The following is a 14,343-nucleotide window of genomic DNA, read 5'->3' as shown; positions in this document are numbered from 1 at the left end:
ATAGAAATTGCGGACATCGAAAGACTTTGGAGAGATCCAATGGCCGCAAAAAAAATGATATCGTTTTTCAAATACTTATGGCGCGTTAGGAACGGTACCTGCTCCTACGTTTGAGGCGTCGCCAATTCCAGCAGCCATTGCAGTTCCGCCCATGACCATGGCTACGCCACCTACAGCGACGAGGCCAAAGCCAAGAGGGCCAGACGCTGCACCGACAGCGACGGCGACACTGCCAGCAAACGTCTGAATAAAGCCTTGCGAAACCAGCCGCCAGTTAACGGCGCCGTATACTTCATCTATTTCTTGCAATGTCATTTCTTGAATAGCCATACTATGCCTCATTTTGAAAATCATCACCATTGATGAGCTATTACTCTTTCGAATAATCCTGTACATAAAAACGAATACGTGTCCGATAAGACGAACGATTTAACTGCTGAGCTGCAAAAATCTATAAATTTGGTTACTTGATTCTTTCCATCACTCTGAATTTGACCTACGCTAGATCAAATTTTTAATTGTCTCAAATTGTTAAATAAATTCTTATTAAATGTAACTTGGAAGGATTGAATCACGCACATTGATTTTTTTTTTGCACCTATCAAAATTAACAGGTGCAAAATCGAAAATAAGCAAGTATTTAGCTCTTTCGTCCCTATCTGCTGATGTTGTCTTCAGGGTAACGAGAATCGGCATGAAGAGAAGTCAGGCAATCCCGTTTTTTGCGTAGGGATATCCTTGCTTCATAGCTCTAGTGGGCATTCCTTGTCTTCACGATGGGCGTAACACCCATGCCCACGTAAGATAAATGCCGGCTATGTGGTACGGCAAAAAGAAAGGCTCTCTGACGCACCTCGTTATATACAAGTAGCGGCGTCGCCGGCAAAGCAGAGATCGGCTACTTGTGCATAACGAGGTGCCATAAGCCAAGTGAATACAAGCGCTACGAAGTTCTGGCCTGATTTGTAATGAAAGCGGCGGGAATCGAACCCGTCTCCTTTAGGTCGGGAAAGCCCGCGTAAATGCGGGCTTTTTTGCTTTTCGGTTCAGCATTGATTAGCACGTCGTCGAGTCACAGAGCTACTGACTTGGTTTCCGAGACATCCAGTTGTACGGGAGCACGCTTGGTTCGCCACCGTGCGACTGAAAGGCCGATTGTTGATGCTCAGAAAATGAGCGGATACGACCATTTTCTCGGCCAGCCGGACCTTGATTGCAGTAGGGGGAATCTGAGTCATTTTAGGGATTTGCTGATAGAGGTTTAATATGGATTATCGGATCATTGACGGGCAATAATGCGGATTTTAAAAATAACGGAAATCTGTCTATTGACGTCTCTCCAAAATATTTCGCAAGCGGTTCCATGCAATGCCGATGCACGGAATCGGATTTTAAATGCCTGGTTGAATGGGCTAATTTATTATTGATTGAGAGTGATTTGATGTCTAATCTTGCATTGCGCTGTACTGTCGCGATCGCCATTATGGCCGCATGCGCCATTGGGCATGCGGATTCCTATACCGGCAGTCAATCGACTACCTACGCCTACCCGAAGCTCATCACGGATTTCACACCTCAGGCGCATGAAACCAGAGATCCGGTTTCCGGCTTGCTCCATCCTGGTCTAGGTCTGACCAAAACCCAACTGGACACGATGCAACGTCATGTGCGCAAAGGGGATGAGCCGTGGGCAAGTGCCTTCGATGCGTTTGCAAAGAACGGTCGCAGTGCGCCCAACCCCCGCGTCTACTATCAAGCAGGATGGACCGAAATATTGCATGGGCGAGCCAATGAGACTGGCAATTTCATCACCGTTCGAATGGCGATGGACGCAGATGTTGCCTTTCACCAAATCGTGATGTGGTATGTCACCGGCAAAGAGCTGTACAGGGTCAATGCACTGAACGTGATCAGAAACTACTTCTCCATTACCAAGGTTGAACCGCACTGGGATTCCCAGATTCGATGGGGAATTGCCGCATATAAACTCTGCTTGGTCGAGGATCTCTTGCGTCACACCGACGGCAATACCGAAGCCAGCCGATGGACGGAGAGCGACCAGAGCCGTTTTGCAAATTTGATGAAAATGGGTTTGGGCCTTGTCGCCGACCCCGGCTACTGGATGAACCAGCATCAGTTCGCGACGATGGGGTTGATCGGGACGGCCGTCGCTCTGGACGATAAATTACTCTACCAGAAGGCGATCGAGCGCACGACAGTCAATTCGGCTGGACAACAAGGGGGGCGCAACGGCTCAATCAAATGGCAGATGCGTCTGGTTACGAAGGATGCAGAGACCGGGCAGCAGGTTGATACGCCGCAGGTACAAGTCGTTGAAATGGCACGCGACCAGGGCCACGCATGGATCGATCCGACCGCCCTTTCGCTCCTCGCGCAAGTGGCATTCAACCAGCGTACCCGCGTCGATCCGGTGAGCGGCTTTCCCAGTAACGACCGCAACGCCGTCGAAGTTTTCGACTTTCTTGACAATCGCCTACTGGCCGGTGCCGACTACATCACGCGGTACAGCTTCGGCGAGGCCGTTCGCTGGATTCCAGTCGTGATGTCGGAGGGGACGCCGCCGCAAATCGGAACGGTGATCGTTGGGCCTCCACGTCAAATGACGGAAGGTATCCTTTACAACTACTACCGCTACATCAGGAAATGGGACAGAGAAGACCGTCGATTCCGAGCCGTTGCTCACGCCTATGAATCGATTTTCCCGGAAGGTGATGGCGGAACCGACATGCAGGGGAATGCAACGCTGTTCTATACGCCGGATGCAGGGCTCATCCAATAGTCGGCGGATGGCAATCCCGGCCGACCCTTTTTATTTTAGCCGGGAATCGAATCCGCCCCTTGCTAGAGGAAAAAAGAAATGCTGTCATTGCGTTGTCATTCTGGAGCCAAAACAGCCCCACCCCCCCTCCCCAATTAATGACAGCACTATATTTTTAAATTGTTGATTTTAAACGATATTTTTGTGGTGTGGCGGGAGTCGAACCCGCGTCCGAGGGTAACTATGCATTGGCGTGTACTGTCTCTGGTCGTACCCCTCGGCACCCCTAGAAATTCGTGGGTTTTTCTGTGGGTTTTTCGAGGGTATTTGAGGGGGGATGCAGGGGGATACCTCTCTATGAGGCTCCTGCAAAAGCGCATAGAATCGATGCCTTAAATTGGTTCGAGTCCAATCGTGCCTACCAGTATTTTTAGTTCCCGGATACGTTCCGGGGCATTTATTACTGGCAGTGAATTAAGTTTAAAAAGCCCATTTCGTAAGGATGGGCTTTTTTTCGTTCATTTGGGCTTGTGATACGAGCAATCGTATTGAATGCCAAGCCTGGGGAATCACTTATCAGGCAAGCGGTTTCATTCCCATTCGATGGGATCGCCGAGCAGCTTCCGATATGTTTGCAAAGCTCGGTAACGTACATACGGCAGATGGTGTATCCGCTAGATTCAAATTTTAGTTTGGAGATCATCATGCCAAATTACCGGAATCCTTTTAGTTCAATGCCCAAGTATTTCAATTGCAAGGCAGCAGGGTTGCTGCTGGTGCTTTTCGTATCAAGTGCTTCGCTCGCGGCGATGGCTGCCAGCAATCTACGGGAAGCGAATGCGCGCTACCAGGCAGAACGGGCGGCATGCATTAACGGACAATCGAATCAGGATCGCGCGACTTGCCTGAAAGAGGCCGGTGCGGCTTTGCAAGAGTCTAGAAGGGGCCATCTTAGTGACGATCCGACGGCAGACCGCCAAAATGCCTTGTTAAGATGCAATGCCTTGCCAGTGGACGACCGGGACGCGTGTCAGCGTCGCATAGAGGGTGAAGGTACAACCGACGGCAGCGTACTTCAGGGTGGGTTGCTGCGAGAATTGACTGTGCCGGATCGCAAGCAACCTGCGCCAGGTCTGTGAATCAATGTGGGCTGATTTGCAGCATTCGCTGGTGTTACAGATCAGTTCAAAGCCGGGGCGATTCAGTTCTCAAAAGAGTTGCTTACCTATCTGTTAATGCCAGCTTAAGCGCCAGGGCGCCGAACGCCGCAGCGAAACTGCGGCGCATCCAGGCCATCACCCTCGGCCGTGATATCACGCGATCGCGCATGACGGCGGCAAACACGCCATAGCTTGAGAAAATGACAAAGGTAGCCAGCATGAACGCGCTCGACAACTCCAGCATGCGGAGCAGCGGATGCGCTTCTTGAGGGCTGACAAACTGCGGCAAAAACGCGACGAAGAAGATGGATAGCTTCGGATTGAGAATGTTGACCAGGACGCCATCGAGGATCACACGAAAATCGGAGCGTTTGTCTTCGACACGGTCTACGCGCAATGCACCTTTTTCTCGCAAGGAATTCCAGGCCATGAACAGGAGGTAGGCAATGCCGGCATACTTGATGGCGTTGAAGGCGAGCGCACTCGCATGCAGAATCGCGGCTAGTCCAAACATGGCGGCGCCGAGGTGCGGCAGAATCCCTAAGGTACAGCTGAACGCGGCCAGGATGCTAGCCTTTGCTCCGCGTGAAAGGCCGGCAGACAAGGTGTAGATCACTCCTGTGCCGGGCGATGCGACAATGATCAAGGTGGTCAGCAAGAATCCGAGTGTCATGGGTTCATCCTCAAAGAGTTGAGTTTGCGGATGGTGGAAGTGCTGGAAGAGAAGGGGGAAATTCCACGAAGTAAAAATTGATTGACGAATATTCTGACAATGGAAGCGTATTGCGGCTTCCAGTCTCGTTTGCTCCATGCCACGCCTCGATCAGACTTGTCCGAACCGCATGCAAGCGAAATCAGCAATAAGCATCCAGCCCAGTTCCGGCGAGTCTTTCGGCGCCAGGCTTTTTATTCGCGAGCTACGGAAAAGCTGTCGAGGTTTTCCACTCGTAATCGATTTTCAAGGATTTTGAATGTTGGATGCCTGCTTGCCCTTTGGGCCGTCCGTCACATCGAATTTCACTTTCTGGCCTTCTTTGAGCGTCTTGAAGCCGTCCATCTGAATTGCGGAGAAGTGAGCGAACAAATCTTCACCACCTCCGTCCGGAGTAATGAAACCGAAGCCTTTGGAGTCGTTGAACCACTTAACGGTACCTGTTGCCATAGCAATCTCTCGAATATCGAATAGTTACACATCACATTAGTAATGGAAGTGATATTTTTCACTCATTACCTACGCACGATTAAACAACTGCAGTGTCGCGGGCAGGGCGGAAACAGGCATGGGCGCTGTTGTCGCATTTTATGCCCCCGACATCATTGAGTATCCTCCTAAACTTCTCGTTTAGCCAAGAAAGTTGATGAAATAAATATAGGGATCTAACTATTCGATGTCTATTATATTTCACGCAACTTTTCCGTTCGCCTGTCAGGCTCTTGCCCGGGCCGGCATTACCCCATCAGCATGTTGGGGGAGGCACTCGGTAGAAAGCCGCGTGCAGTGGGTTTGAAGCAGTTTGAGTGATCGGTGTTCTGGCTTCAATGGCCAACATCGCGGCTGCGCCTGACGCTTTGCCGGCGGCGCCGTCATGAGATCAGCGCGGGGGTCAGCGTGTTTGTGCCTTCATCGCTTCGGATTCCATCGCCGCATTGCGCTCCTCGCTGGCTTCGATGGGGTCGATGATGTCTTCGATGGCTGCCGCTGCCCGCTCGGCGACGGCTTTGGTCTGGTCCAGGCCATCGCCGAATTCTTCCTCATCCTCGCTCGGCGGTTCCAGCATGTCTTTCAGCATGGCGTTCAATTCCGGGGTGTCCCACGGCTCGCCATGGCGTTTTTTTACCGTGATGTAGTGCCTCACTTCTGCGTCTTGCTCCGGAGTCAACGGCAGCCCCCGGAAACTGCTCTTGGGATCAAAGTCGGTCATGATGTCACTCCCGCATTGCGCTAATTATGAGTGTAGACCTATTGCGCTCGCTAGTGGGAGCCTTTGGCAGTTTTATGGCGCCGCATCTGCTGCCGGCGCCAGCGCTTGCGCCTTATAGTTTTGGAATCCGGATCCGGCTGACCATCAAGGCCCCGGACAGGGCAAACATCAGCACCAGAGGGTGAAACTGAAAACCCGCGACAAACACTACGCCTAGCCACAGATGTTCGCCCAAAGCACCGTACCAGGCGGCCGCAGCCAGCACCAGCACCAATAGCAAGGAGGTTGGAATCGGCGTGCCTTCGAAATATTTCACTTTGTCGCCGCCCTCGGAAAGTTCTTCAGAGGTGACGTTGTAACGCGCTAGGCGCGACACGCCGCAAGCGACAAAAAATACCAGAACGATGCGGTCCACCAGCCCTTGCATGCCGCAGCCGTAGGCAATGATTGCCGGCGCCACGCCGAACGAAATGACATCGGCCAGCGAATCCAGTTCGCGCCCCATGGCCGAACTTTGCGCGCGCCACCGAGCAATGCGGCCATCGAGTATGTCAAACACCAGTGCCGCCGGAATCAAGCTGCATGCCAGAAGAAGGTGCAGCACTTCGCGCGTCTGCAGATATGTCATCACGGAAAACAAGGAGCCGACGCCGCAAAACGCGTTGCTGAGCGTGAACCAATCGGCGAGGTGGAATTCGCGGATCATCGAAAAAGGCTTAGGTCTGGTCATTAATTGAATCCGGCTGTGATAAAAAAATAGGTGGGGCGGTCAAAGCCCACACCGAATTTATCACATACTGCAGACCAATCTAAAGCCGGGAGTCCGACCTAACGGGATGCGACCTTGGTAAGCGCCGGCTGGGCCCGGTACAGGTTTGGAAACAGGCGCTTCAGATCATCGATCTTGGGCAGATCGTTGATGACGATGTAAGGGTAGCTTGGATTGCGCGTCAAGAAATTCTGGTGGTAGGCTTCGGCGGGATAGAAGCCGTGGAAGATTTCTATGCGTGTCGCCAACGCTGCGCCGAACACCTTGGCTTTATCGATCTGCCCGACATACGCCTGTGCAATCTTGCGCTGCATGTCGTTGGCCGGAAAGACCGCCGAACGGTATTGGGTCCCGGAGTCCGGACCCTGGCGATTCAGTTCGGTCGGATCATGCGCCACCGAGAAAAATATCTGCAGCAGCCTGCCATAAGTGATTTGCGTAGGATCGTAAGTGATCTGCACAGATTCCGCATGGCCGGTATCGCCCTCGCTGACCCGGCTGTATTGCGCAGTGTCGCGGCTGCCGCCTGAGTAGCCAGACACCACGTCAGTGACTCCGCGCACATGCTGAAAAACACCTTGTACACCCCAGAAACAGCCGCCGGCGAAGACCGCTGTCTCCGCGTGCTCGGCGCCGGATACCTGTTCGTCGCTGGCAGGCGGCGGTACGACTCTCGCCGCCTCTGACGAAAACGCAAGGTTTTGCCCAAGCAGCAGCGCCAGCCCGAGCCCGCATGCTGTCAGCATGCCCTTGGTCCAAGGTAGAGCGGCTGCAGCTTGTCTGGCTTTAGTTGATAAGTTATCCATGATGCTCATCCTCTTTGATATGGAAGGTTTTTGCGGAGCTGGTGATTAGTCGGCAAAGTCTGGATTTCCTTACAAAGGATGCGTCTCGTAACAGTGGATTTGCAAATCTTAGCTTACACCTTGGCTTTGCAGTTGGGATGCGTCGGCAGCAGGATATTGCGTTGCCAAATCTTCCATGGCAACATTCCCCGACTACTTTGCTGTCTTATCTGGTGTTGGCTGAAAGAGGGAGTATGACCGTTTTAATGCTAAGGCCGCCTGTCGCTGCCGACTACACGGCGATTGCGGCATGGATCCCCGATGCCTTGGCATGCGCCCGTTGGGCAGGGCCGCAACTTGAATATCCATTTGATGCAGGAGAACTTCCGCAACTGCTGCAGGTGAAGCGCGGCGCTAGCTACGTGCTCTGCAAGAGTCAGGCTGACAGGTTTGGCTTCGGTCAATATCGGCTGCGTCAACCCGGCGTGGTTCACTTGTGCCGCATCATCGTTGCGCCCGAGGCGCGTGGCAATGGTTTGGGCAAAGTGTTATGCCGCTTGCTGATCGATGAGGCACGTAGTGCGACCGCTGCGCAGGCCGTAACGCTGCGTGTTTATCGAGACAACGCTGCAGCCTATGCCATTTACTCGGGGCTGGGGTTTGTTCCGGTTGAGGCGGAATCAGACGCCGAAGTGCTGATGATGAAAATGACGCTCAAGAGCCCGTTCTAGCGGCTGCGGCGCGCAGCGGAGAGCGTAGAAATGCCGCCCTCAGCCGGCTATTCATCGGCTCTGAGTAAACGCGCGCAATAACACCTGCGATGATTGTCGAAACCGCCAGGAACACGGAGAGTGCCGAGAGTTTGCGGGTATAGCTCATGGTTCTGCGCGCTGCGGTGCTTCTTATCAGTCCAAGTACGATGATGTGGAACAGATGCAGCTCGTAACTATGCCTTCCGAGCCAGAGAAGGCAGCAAATGCAGTTGCGCGTATTGCAGCAGCATGATCGTCTTGCCGTCTGCGATTTCACCGTTGTTCACCATTTGCAGCGCCTGGTCCAGCGGCAGTTCCAGTACCTGGATATCTTCGCCTTCCGCTTGCAGGCCGCCGCCATCGCCGATGCGTGATCCGGGCTCGTATTCGGCTACAAAAAAATACAGTTTTTCGGTGACCGAGCCCGGGCTCATGAAGGCTTCAAATACTTTACGCACTTCCGTCACCAGATAACCGGTCTCTTCTTCCACTTCTGCTTTGATCCTTTCTTCGGGACTGGCCTGGTCGAGCAATCCGGCCGCCGTTTCGATCAGAAAACCGTCATGGCCGTTACCGTAAGTAGGGAAGCGGAACTGGCGGATCAGGATCACGCTGCGGCGTTCGCGGTTGTACAGCAGGATGGTGGCGCCGTTGCCGCGATCATAAGTTTCGCGCGTCAAGATTTGCCAACTGCCGTCAGTGCGGCGGTAGTCGAAAGTGGTTTTCTGTAGCAAATACCAGTCGTTCGACAATACTTCAACGTTACGGATCTTGACTCGGTCATCTTGCATGGCGGATCTCCTGTGGGGGCTGCGGTGGGCTTGCATTTTGAGAATTTATCATGCAATATCGTTAAATATCAAGAAAAAACGTGCAAAAAACTGCACTGGCAAAATCATGCTGACTCTGCAACGAAAACAACATTTGCTGGAAATCCTTGAGCGCGACGGGCAAATTGTCGCCAAACTGCTCAGCGAACAGCTCGGCTTGTCGGAAGACACCATTCGACGTGATCTGCGCCAGCTGGCGAAAGAGGGTTTATTGCAGCGTGTCCACGGTGGCGCTTTGCCGGCGTCGCCGGCGATGGCTACCTTCGTTGAACGACAGCAGATTTCAAGCGATGCCAAGCCCGCCATCGGCCGCGCTGCCGCCGCCATGATTCAGCCGGGGCAAGTAGTGTTCATCGACGGCGGCACCACCGCCGTGCAACTGGCGCGGTACCTGCCGCCGGCGTTACGGGCGACGGTGGTGACGCATAGCCCGTCCATTGCGCTAGAGCTGCTTGAACATCCGCACATAGATGTCATCATGGTCGGCGGCCGCTTGTTCAAACATTCGATCGTCAGCGTGGGAGCCGCTGCGATCGAGGCCATCGGCCGGATTCACGCAGATCTGTATTTCATGGGGGTGTGCAGCTTGCATCCCGAGGCGGGCATCAGCACTGGCGATTATGAAGAGGCGTGCGTCAAGCGGGCGCTGTGCAATGCCGCCTCGAAGACCGTGGTGCTGGCGTCGCCGGAAAAGCTGGACACCGCGTCGCCGTTCCAGATTGCACCCCTGACTCAAGTCAGTGAAATCGTAGCCAATGCCGGCGTGGCGGAAAGCTTGATTGCGCCGTATCGGAAAATGGGAATAGCAGTCACGCTGGCGTAAGTACTGTTTACTCGCCCACAATGCCGCAGCGTGGGATCTACAAACCCTGTCCGGCAGTCCGTGGTCGCAACCCGTCAGCAGCGATACCATCGCCGCCGGTTTCGTGCTGGCGGGATTTCTGGAAGAAATGCAACCCAAGCCACGCTTTGAGATTGAGAGATTCATGCCGAGCTTCATTGCGACAAGAGGCGTAAAGCCGTAGGAGCGGGATTGAGGCTTTGGGTTTTGAAGTTGTAACTTCCTGATTGCGGCAAGTTGAAGATGACGCGGCGGTTCGAAATCGATATTATGGAACTTTCCCCCACTGCAATAATTTCCATGAAAAATATCGTTCTCGGTCTGATGGCTATGTTCTTCTCCTCGTCCGTCTTTGCGCAATCTGCTGATTTACCTTCAATCAAGGCAGGCGATACCTGGACCTATCGGACGACGACCGAGAAGGGATCGGCAGGATGGGCGCAGAGCCGTTCTGAAGTCACGGTGTCCCATGTCACTTCCACCAGCATTTACTACTCAACAAAACAAAGCGGATCAACCCAGGCCGCAAATGAAACGTTTGCAGGCGCCGATTGGAGCCGGAGTCGCGATGTGAACGGCAAGGAGACCGTGATCAACAAGCCGCTTTCGTTTCCATTGAGCGCTGGGAAAACATGGGAAGTTCAATACACTGAGCAGCACCCCAATAAAGCGCACAGATTTGAACAATGGAGCCAGAAATTCACGGTTGTCGGCTTTGAAACGGTTGAAGTGCCGGCAGGAAAATTCAAGGCAATCAAAATCGAAGAAGAAGGCCGGTGGAATGCGGAGATGGAGCCCGCCCAAAGTGTTGTGCAAGGCGCGCAAGTAGGGCAGGGCGGCACTACCATGGTCACACAGGTACAAAAGACTACAGCTGTGCCGGCAACCGGCAGAACCTATAAAGCGTTCTGGTATGTACCGGAAGTTAAGCGCTGGGTTAAATCGATCGAAGAATATTATGGGAATGGCGGCGTCCGTAACGAACGCTACACTGGGGAACTGGAGTCATTCAAGCTGAGCGAGTGATGGCTCAGTCAGGGCAACTCCAATAAAGACGGAATGGCTGGCCGGCTGCTTTCTGCGCAAAAGGCGGCTCCTTTCGTAATGAAGGCAATCGAAATCCATGCACTACATCGACCTGCCAACGTTTACGCATGAACTGGTTTACCTACGTCCGCTGAGCCGTGCGGATGCGCCGGCCTGGTATGCTTATCTGACAAAGCCGCATGTGCTGAATCATACGAGCTGGGATCTGCGCTCTCTCGACGAATTGATGCAGAAATTTAATGCTTTGGAATCCTCGGATTCTGCTTCTGAAATTCGCCTGGCAATTGTTTTGCGTGACTCTGACACGCTGGTTGGGACTATCGGTTTTCACAGCGTCTCAGCGTTGAACAAGACCGCCGAAATTGCCTACGACCTCGCCCCGGATATTTGGGGCAGAGGTATTGCGCCATCGGTGTGCGACGCCATAGTGGACTGGGGTTTCTCGCATCTTGGCGCAGTTCGGATTCAAGCTACCGCGCTCGAATCGAATACGCGCTCTGTCAGGGTGCTGGAGAAATGCGGTTTCCAATGCGAGGGTTTGCTGCGCAATTTCCGCATGGTGCGCGGCCATCCGCGGAATTTCTGGATATACTCCCGCCTCAATCCGCGCATCGGCATCGTAGACACCTAGTTGACGCTAGTCGCCCTTGCCTGAATCATCCTCGGCGATAACCATCGCAGCATTGTCGCCCAATAAATAGCGCGGTCCTGTGCCGCGCCGCTTCGCAGCATCTTCAGGGTTATATAGCGCACATTTTTTAAGCGACAGGCAGCCGCAGCCGATGCACGAAGTAAGTTGATCGCGCAGCGCCGTTAGCGTATCTATGCGCTGTTGCAGCAGAGGATGCCAGGAACGTGACAGCCGCTCCCAGTCTTGCCTGGTCGGCGTGCGCTGTTGCGGCAATGTCGATAAGGCGATCTTGATTTCGTCGAGGCTGAGACCGACCGTCTGCGCCACGCGGATGAAGGCGACCCGGCGCAATACGTCTCTGGAGAATTGCCGCTGCCGTCCGGCTTCGCGCTTACTGCTTAGCAATCCCTGTTCTTCGTAAAAGCGCAAGGCGCTTGCGGCCACACCGGACCGCTTCGCCAGTTCGCCGATAGTAATCAATATCTCGCTCATCCGATTTCCTCGACATGTTATCGGTTTCCTGACTTCTAGCACTTTGCAAAAAACATTTTAGTCTTGGCGTCTTTGCGTTCTTTGTCTATCCATCCTTTGTCGTACAGATTAGACGCGCAGCTTAACGATGACGCCAGCCGTCGCCGCGGTGATGATCACGTCTGTCGTCATGCCGCCCACGATGATCGCCGCGCTGCCAACCGCCGCGGCGCAGTTCCCATCCATTGCGCCCCTGGCGCCATTCCGGCCGGTTATACCTGTATCCGTTACGTGCTCTTTCCCAATGCCCGCCAGCCCAGACATGGCGGCGGCCGTCCCAGTTCCAATACCCCGGCGCCCACATATAGCCATAACGTGGCGGCGGCACTACTTCGTATCTTGGCGGCGGTGGCGGCGTGCCAATAATGATATTTACGCCGACTTGCGCCATCGCCTGGGTTGGCAATAGAGCGGCAGCACTGATGGCGGCGAGCGCAACTGCACACAGCATACGTTTCATAGCGATTTTCTAGTGGTGTCGAGTGCGGCTAACTATACCTGTGATTATTTAAGAAACAAATAATGATGCAATTAATTACATTCAGCCGCGTCTGGCGCGTGCCAGCGAATTCGTTTATAGTTATGTATGCGTGCATACATAATTGTGAGATTTATACAAATGCAGAACTTCCGCGGGCAAATGGTCTTGAAAGCGATTCAGCTGTTACCGACGCATGGCTACGCCGGGATCACGCTGATGCATGTCGCCCGCGCTTGCAAGGCGCCTAGAGGCTCGCTTTACCATTATTTCCCCGGCGGGAAGGATGATTTGATGGCGGCGGTGCTGGAGGCTGCACAGGAATATGGGCTAGGTACTTTCATTACCTCCTGCTCGAATGCGCCAAAATTGCAAGGCTATATCGCTGACATGGGCAAGGCCCTGTCGGCCGCGCTCACTAAATCGGATTTCGAACTAGGCTGTCCGGTGGCGGCGATTTCGATGTCTACCGAAAAGACCAATGTCTTGAATCAAAAATGCAAAGCCATTTATGCCGACTGGCGCTTGGCGCTGCAAACCAAGCTGCAGGCTTATGGCGTGCCGGCCAGCGACGCAGCAGGTTTAAGTCTGAATATCCTGAATACATTTCAAGGCGCGTTGCTACATGCTCGTCTGGCAGCTTCCTGCGAGCCGATTGCGCAAGCAGCGTTGTTGCTGCAGCGAGATGTTCAGCGATGGAATAATTAACGAGTGCCGACCGGAGTAAGCAATCTCATGAATCTGTTTCTACGTCTTTTCTATGTTTTCCTCTCGTCTTTCTTCCGGCCCCGGTTAGTGGTCGGCAAGACCATCAGCGAAATCAGTCTGCTGACCATGCCCAACGATCTTGATATCAACCTGCATGTCAATAACGGCCGTTACCTCACCTTATGCGACCTAAGCCGGGTCGATCTTTTTATCCGCACAGGACTGGCTCGCGTCATGATCAAACAAGGCTGGATGCCGATCATCGCCGAGCACACGATGACTTATCGCAAATCGCTCGGCGCGTTCAAGAAATTCCAGTCGACACTGGAAATCACGCACTGGGACGAGAAGTATTTTTTCATGACGCACCGCTTTTCAGTGAATGGCAAGATCGTTGCCGACGGCACTTCCAAAGGCGTGGTGAAGGGCAAGCAAGGGGTGGTCCGGCCTGACGCGGTCATCGCCGCAGTGCTTGCTGCAAATGGCGGTGGTTTGCTTCGATGAGTCTTTTAAATATGGAATCGTCCGCCCGCCATCTGGCGTTTCACGCGTCAGTAATTCTGTTCATCGGTTTGCTTTACGGTATTCCCTATGCAAGAGCCATCAAGCAAGGCGCGCCGGCGCAAGTCGTCAATTCATGGCGGGTGGCGCATCTGAGTATCCCGCTTGGCGCAATGCTGATGTTCGCAATCGCCGCTTTGCTGCCATCGTTCGCTGTCGGTGCAGCGATCAAATGGGGCATCGGCGGTTCGCTGCTGCTGTCATCTTATGCCTTTTGCGTTGCCACGCCGCTCGCTGCGATCACCCGAAATCGCGGTTTGGCCGCCGGCGGGAAAGGCTTGGCGCGGCTGGTCTATCTGGGCAATATGATCGGAGCCTGGAGTTCCCTGATGGCGGCGGCATTGCTGGTTTTCGCAGGGTTTGTCTCGCTGTTTCCTTAATATTCACAAACGATCTCATGCTACGGACTGCCATCGATCCTATTGCCCAGCCCGCAAGCTACGGGACCTCGGGTGCTCCCTGATGAGAATTCCTGTTTGTCAGGATTTTGTCAGCTTTCCTTCAGGTTTTTGACAGAAACGGTCTGTAACCTGTATCAGTCCCAGTTTG

Annotated in this window: 18 protein-coding genes; 9 read left to right on the top strand and 9 right to left on the bottom strand. The window is 53.6% G+C overall.

What is annotated here, in order from left to right:
* Positions 1–75: 75 nt before the first annotated feature.
* Positions 76–330, bottom strand: coding sequence for a hypothetical protein (locus KHU33_RS07745; protein ID WP_211462077.1), 255 nt, complete (start codon positions 328–330; stop codon positions 76–78).
* Between the two features lie 952 nt (positions 331–1,282).
* On the opposite strand from KHU33_RS07745, the gene KHU33_RS07740 reads away from it, so the two are divergent.
* Positions 1,283–2,800 carry an alginate lyase family protein gene (locus KHU33_RS07740; protein WP_211462075.1) on the top strand — a complete coding sequence of 506 codons (1,518 nt, stop codon included), beginning with the start codon at positions 1,283–1,285 and terminating at the stop codon, positions 2,798–2,800.
* A 527-nt stretch (positions 2,801–3,327) separates the two neighbouring features.
* On the top strand, positions 3,328–3,918 hold the full coding sequence (locus tag KHU33_RS07735) for a hypothetical protein (RefSeq protein ID WP_211462073.1): 591 nt from the start codon (positions 3,328–3,330) through the stop codon (positions 3,916–3,918).
* A gap of 82 nt (positions 3,919–4,000) precedes the next feature.
* Here the strand turns inward: KHU33_RS07735 and KHU33_RS07730 are convergent, their stop codons facing one another.
* From KHU33_RS07730 to msrA, 5 genes are all read right to left on the bottom strand, one after another.
* The gene (locus tag KHU33_RS07730) at positions 4,001–4,750 is read right to left on the bottom strand and encodes a LysE family translocator (protein WP_230414115.1); all 750 of its coding nucleotides are present in this window, start codon (positions 4,748–4,750) and stop codon (positions 4,001–4,003) included.
* A gap of 147 nt (positions 4,751–4,897) precedes the next feature.
* On the bottom strand, positions 4,898–5,101 hold the full coding sequence (gene cspD / locus KHU33_RS07725) for a cold shock domain-containing protein CspD (protein ID WP_211462071.1): 204 nt from the start codon (positions 5,099–5,101) through the stop codon (positions 4,898–4,900).
* Positions 5,102–5,543: 442 nt separating this feature from the next.
* Positions 5,544–5,861, bottom strand: coding sequence for a hypothetical protein (locus KHU33_RS07720; RefSeq protein WP_211462069.1), 318 nt, complete (start codon positions 5,859–5,861; stop codon positions 5,544–5,546).
* A 112-nt stretch (positions 5,862–5,973) separates the two neighbouring features.
* Positions 5,974–6,591: a CDP-diacylglycerol--serine O-phosphatidyltransferase gene (gene pssA / locus KHU33_RS07715; protein WP_211462067.1), complete on the bottom strand. Its 618-nt coding sequence runs from the start codon at positions 6,589–6,591 to the stop codon at positions 5,974–5,976.
* A 98-nt stretch (positions 6,592–6,689) separates the two neighbouring features.
* Positions 6,690–7,445, bottom strand: a complete 756-nt coding sequence (gene msrA / locus KHU33_RS07710; RefSeq protein WP_211462065.1) for a peptide-methionine (S)-S-oxide reductase MsrA — start codon at positions 7,443–7,445, stop codon at positions 6,690–6,692.
* Between the two features lie 224 nt (positions 7,446–7,669).
* Here msrA and KHU33_RS07705 point away from each other — a divergent pair, with 224 nt between their 5' ends.
* Positions 7,670–8,146, top strand: a complete 477-nt coding sequence (locus KHU33_RS07705) for a GNAT family N-acetyltransferase (protein WP_211462062.1) — start codon at positions 7,670–7,672, stop codon at positions 8,144–8,146.
* A 215-nt stretch (positions 8,147–8,361) separates the two neighbouring features.
* Here the strand turns inward: KHU33_RS07705 and KHU33_RS07700 are convergent, their stop codons facing one another.
* On the bottom strand, positions 8,362–8,958 hold the full coding sequence (locus tag KHU33_RS07700; protein WP_211462061.1) for an NUDIX domain-containing protein: 597 nt from the start codon (positions 8,956–8,958) through the stop codon (positions 8,362–8,364).
* Between the two features lie 106 nt (positions 8,959–9,064).
* Here KHU33_RS07700 and KHU33_RS07695 point away from each other — a divergent pair, with 106 nt between their 5' ends.
* From KHU33_RS07695 to KHU33_RS07685, 3 genes are all read left to right on the top strand, one after another.
* Positions 9,065–9,820: a DeoR/GlpR family DNA-binding transcription regulator gene (locus KHU33_RS07695; RefSeq protein ID WP_211462059.1), complete on the top strand. Its 756-nt coding sequence runs from the start codon at positions 9,065–9,067 to the stop codon at positions 9,818–9,820.
* A 318-nt stretch (positions 9,821–10,138) separates the two neighbouring features.
* The gene (locus tag KHU33_RS07690; protein WP_211462057.1) at positions 10,139–10,864 is read left to right on the top strand and encodes a hypothetical protein; all 726 of its coding nucleotides are present in this window, start codon (positions 10,139–10,141) and stop codon (positions 10,862–10,864) included.
* A 97-nt stretch (positions 10,865–10,961) separates the two neighbouring features.
* On the top strand, positions 10,962–11,516 hold the full coding sequence (locus KHU33_RS07685) for a GNAT family N-acetyltransferase (RefSeq protein WP_211462055.1): 555 nt from the start codon (positions 10,962–10,964) through the stop codon (positions 11,514–11,516).
* 6 nt (positions 11,517–11,522) lie between these two features.
* Here the strand turns inward: KHU33_RS07685 and soxR are convergent, their stop codons facing one another.
* Together soxR and KHU33_RS07675 are read right to left on the bottom strand one after the other, a co-directional pair.
* Positions 11,523–12,008 carry a redox-sensitive transcriptional activator SoxR gene (gene soxR, locus KHU33_RS07680; protein WP_211462054.1) on the bottom strand — a complete coding sequence of 162 codons (486 nt, stop codon included), beginning with the start codon at positions 12,006–12,008 and terminating at the stop codon, positions 11,523–11,525.
* Positions 12,009–12,129: 121 nt separating this feature from the next.
* Entirely contained in the window at positions 12,130–12,507 is a 378-nt protein-coding gene (locus tag KHU33_RS07675) for a YXWGXW repeat-containing protein (protein WP_211462052.1), read from the bottom strand.
* Positions 12,508–12,693: 186 nt separating this feature from the next.
* Here KHU33_RS07675 and KHU33_RS07670 point away from each other — a divergent pair, with 186 nt between their 5' ends.
* Genes KHU33_RS07670 through KHU33_RS07660 form a run of 3 tightly spaced genes read left to right on the top strand, consistent with a single transcriptional unit; the run spans position 12,694 to position 14,174 of the window.
* The gene (locus tag KHU33_RS07670) at positions 12,694–13,233 is read left to right on the top strand and encodes a TetR/AcrR family transcriptional regulator (protein ID WP_211462050.1); all 540 of its coding nucleotides are present in this window, start codon (positions 12,694–12,696) and stop codon (positions 13,231–13,233) included.
* 27 nt (positions 13,234–13,260) lie between these two features.
* Positions 13,261–13,737, top strand: a complete 477-nt coding sequence (locus KHU33_RS07665; protein ID WP_211462048.1) for a thioesterase family protein — start codon at positions 13,261–13,263, stop codon at positions 13,735–13,737.
* Between the two features lie 11 nt (positions 13,738–13,748).
* Complete coding sequence (locus KHU33_RS07660) at positions 13,749–14,174, top strand: hypothetical protein (protein ID WP_211462046.1); 426 nt, start codon at positions 13,749–13,751, stop codon at positions 14,172–14,174.
* The last annotated feature ends 169 nt before the right edge of the window (positions 14,175–14,343 follow it).

Source organism: Collimonas silvisoli, from assembly GCF_018305005.1.
GTDB lineage: Bacteria > Pseudomonadota > Gammaproteobacteria > Burkholderiales > Burkholderiaceae_D > Collimonas > Collimonas silvisoli.
This window is presented reverse-complemented; position numbering and strand designations above follow the sequence as displayed.

What these genes read in the sequence shown, in the direction of transcription:
- KHU33_RS07675 (WP_211462052.1), bottom strand. Translation starts at nt 12,507, where the DNA reads ATGAAACGTATGCTGTGTGCAGTTGCGCTCGCCGCCATCAGTGCTGCC.
- KHU33_RS07745 (WP_211462077.1), bottom strand. Translation starts at nt 330, where the DNA reads ATGGCTATTCAAGAAATGACATTGCAAGAAATAGATGAAGTATACGGC.
- pssA (WP_211462067.1), bottom strand. Translation starts at nt 6,591, where the DNA reads ATGACCAGACCTAAGCCTTTTTCGATGATCCGCGAATTCCACCTCGCC.
- soxR (WP_211462054.1), bottom strand. Translation starts at nt 12,008, where the DNA reads ATGAGCGAGATATTGATTACTATCGGCGAACTGGCGAAGCGGTCCGGT.
- KHU33_RS07660 (WP_211462046.1), top strand. Translation starts at nt 13,749, where the DNA reads ATGGAATCGTCCGCCCGCCATCTGGCGTTTCACGCGTCAGTAATTCTG.
- cspD (WP_211462071.1), bottom strand. Translation starts at nt 5,101, where the DNA reads ATGGCAACAGGTACCGTTAAGTGGTTCAACGACTCCAAAGGCTTCGGT.
- msrA (WP_211462065.1), bottom strand. Translation starts at nt 7,445, where the DNA reads ATGAGCATCATGGATAACTTATCAACTAAAGCCAGACAAGCTGCAGCC.
- KHU33_RS07695 (WP_211462059.1), top strand. Translation starts at nt 9,065, where the DNA reads ATGCTGACTCTGCAACGAAAACAACATTTGCTGGAAATCCTTGAGCGC.
- KHU33_RS07720 (WP_211462069.1), bottom strand. Translation starts at nt 5,861, where the DNA reads ATGACCGACTTTGATCCCAAGAGCAGTTTCCGGGGGCTGCCGTTGACT.
- KHU33_RS07685 (WP_211462055.1), top strand. Translation starts at nt 10,962, where the DNA reads ATGCACTACATCGACCTGCCAACGTTTACGCATGAACTGGTTTACCTA.
- KHU33_RS07730 (WP_230414115.1), bottom strand. Translation starts at nt 4,750, where the DNA reads ATGGAGCAAACGAGACTGGAAGCCGCAATACGCTTCCATTGTCAGAAT.
- KHU33_RS07665 (WP_211462048.1), top strand. Translation starts at nt 13,261, where the DNA reads ATGAATCTGTTTCTACGTCTTTTCTATGTTTTCCTCTCGTCTTTCTTC.
- KHU33_RS07700 (WP_211462061.1), bottom strand. Translation starts at nt 8,958, where the DNA reads ATGCAAGATGACCGAGTCAAGATCCGTAACGTTGAAGTATTGTCGAAC.
- KHU33_RS07690 (WP_211462057.1), top strand. Translation starts at nt 10,139, where the DNA reads ATGAAAAATATCGTTCTCGGTCTGATGGCTATGTTCTTCTCCTCGTCC.
- KHU33_RS07705 (WP_211462062.1), top strand. Translation starts at nt 7,670, where the DNA reads ATGACCGTTTTAATGCTAAGGCCGCCTGTCGCTGCCGACTACACGGCG.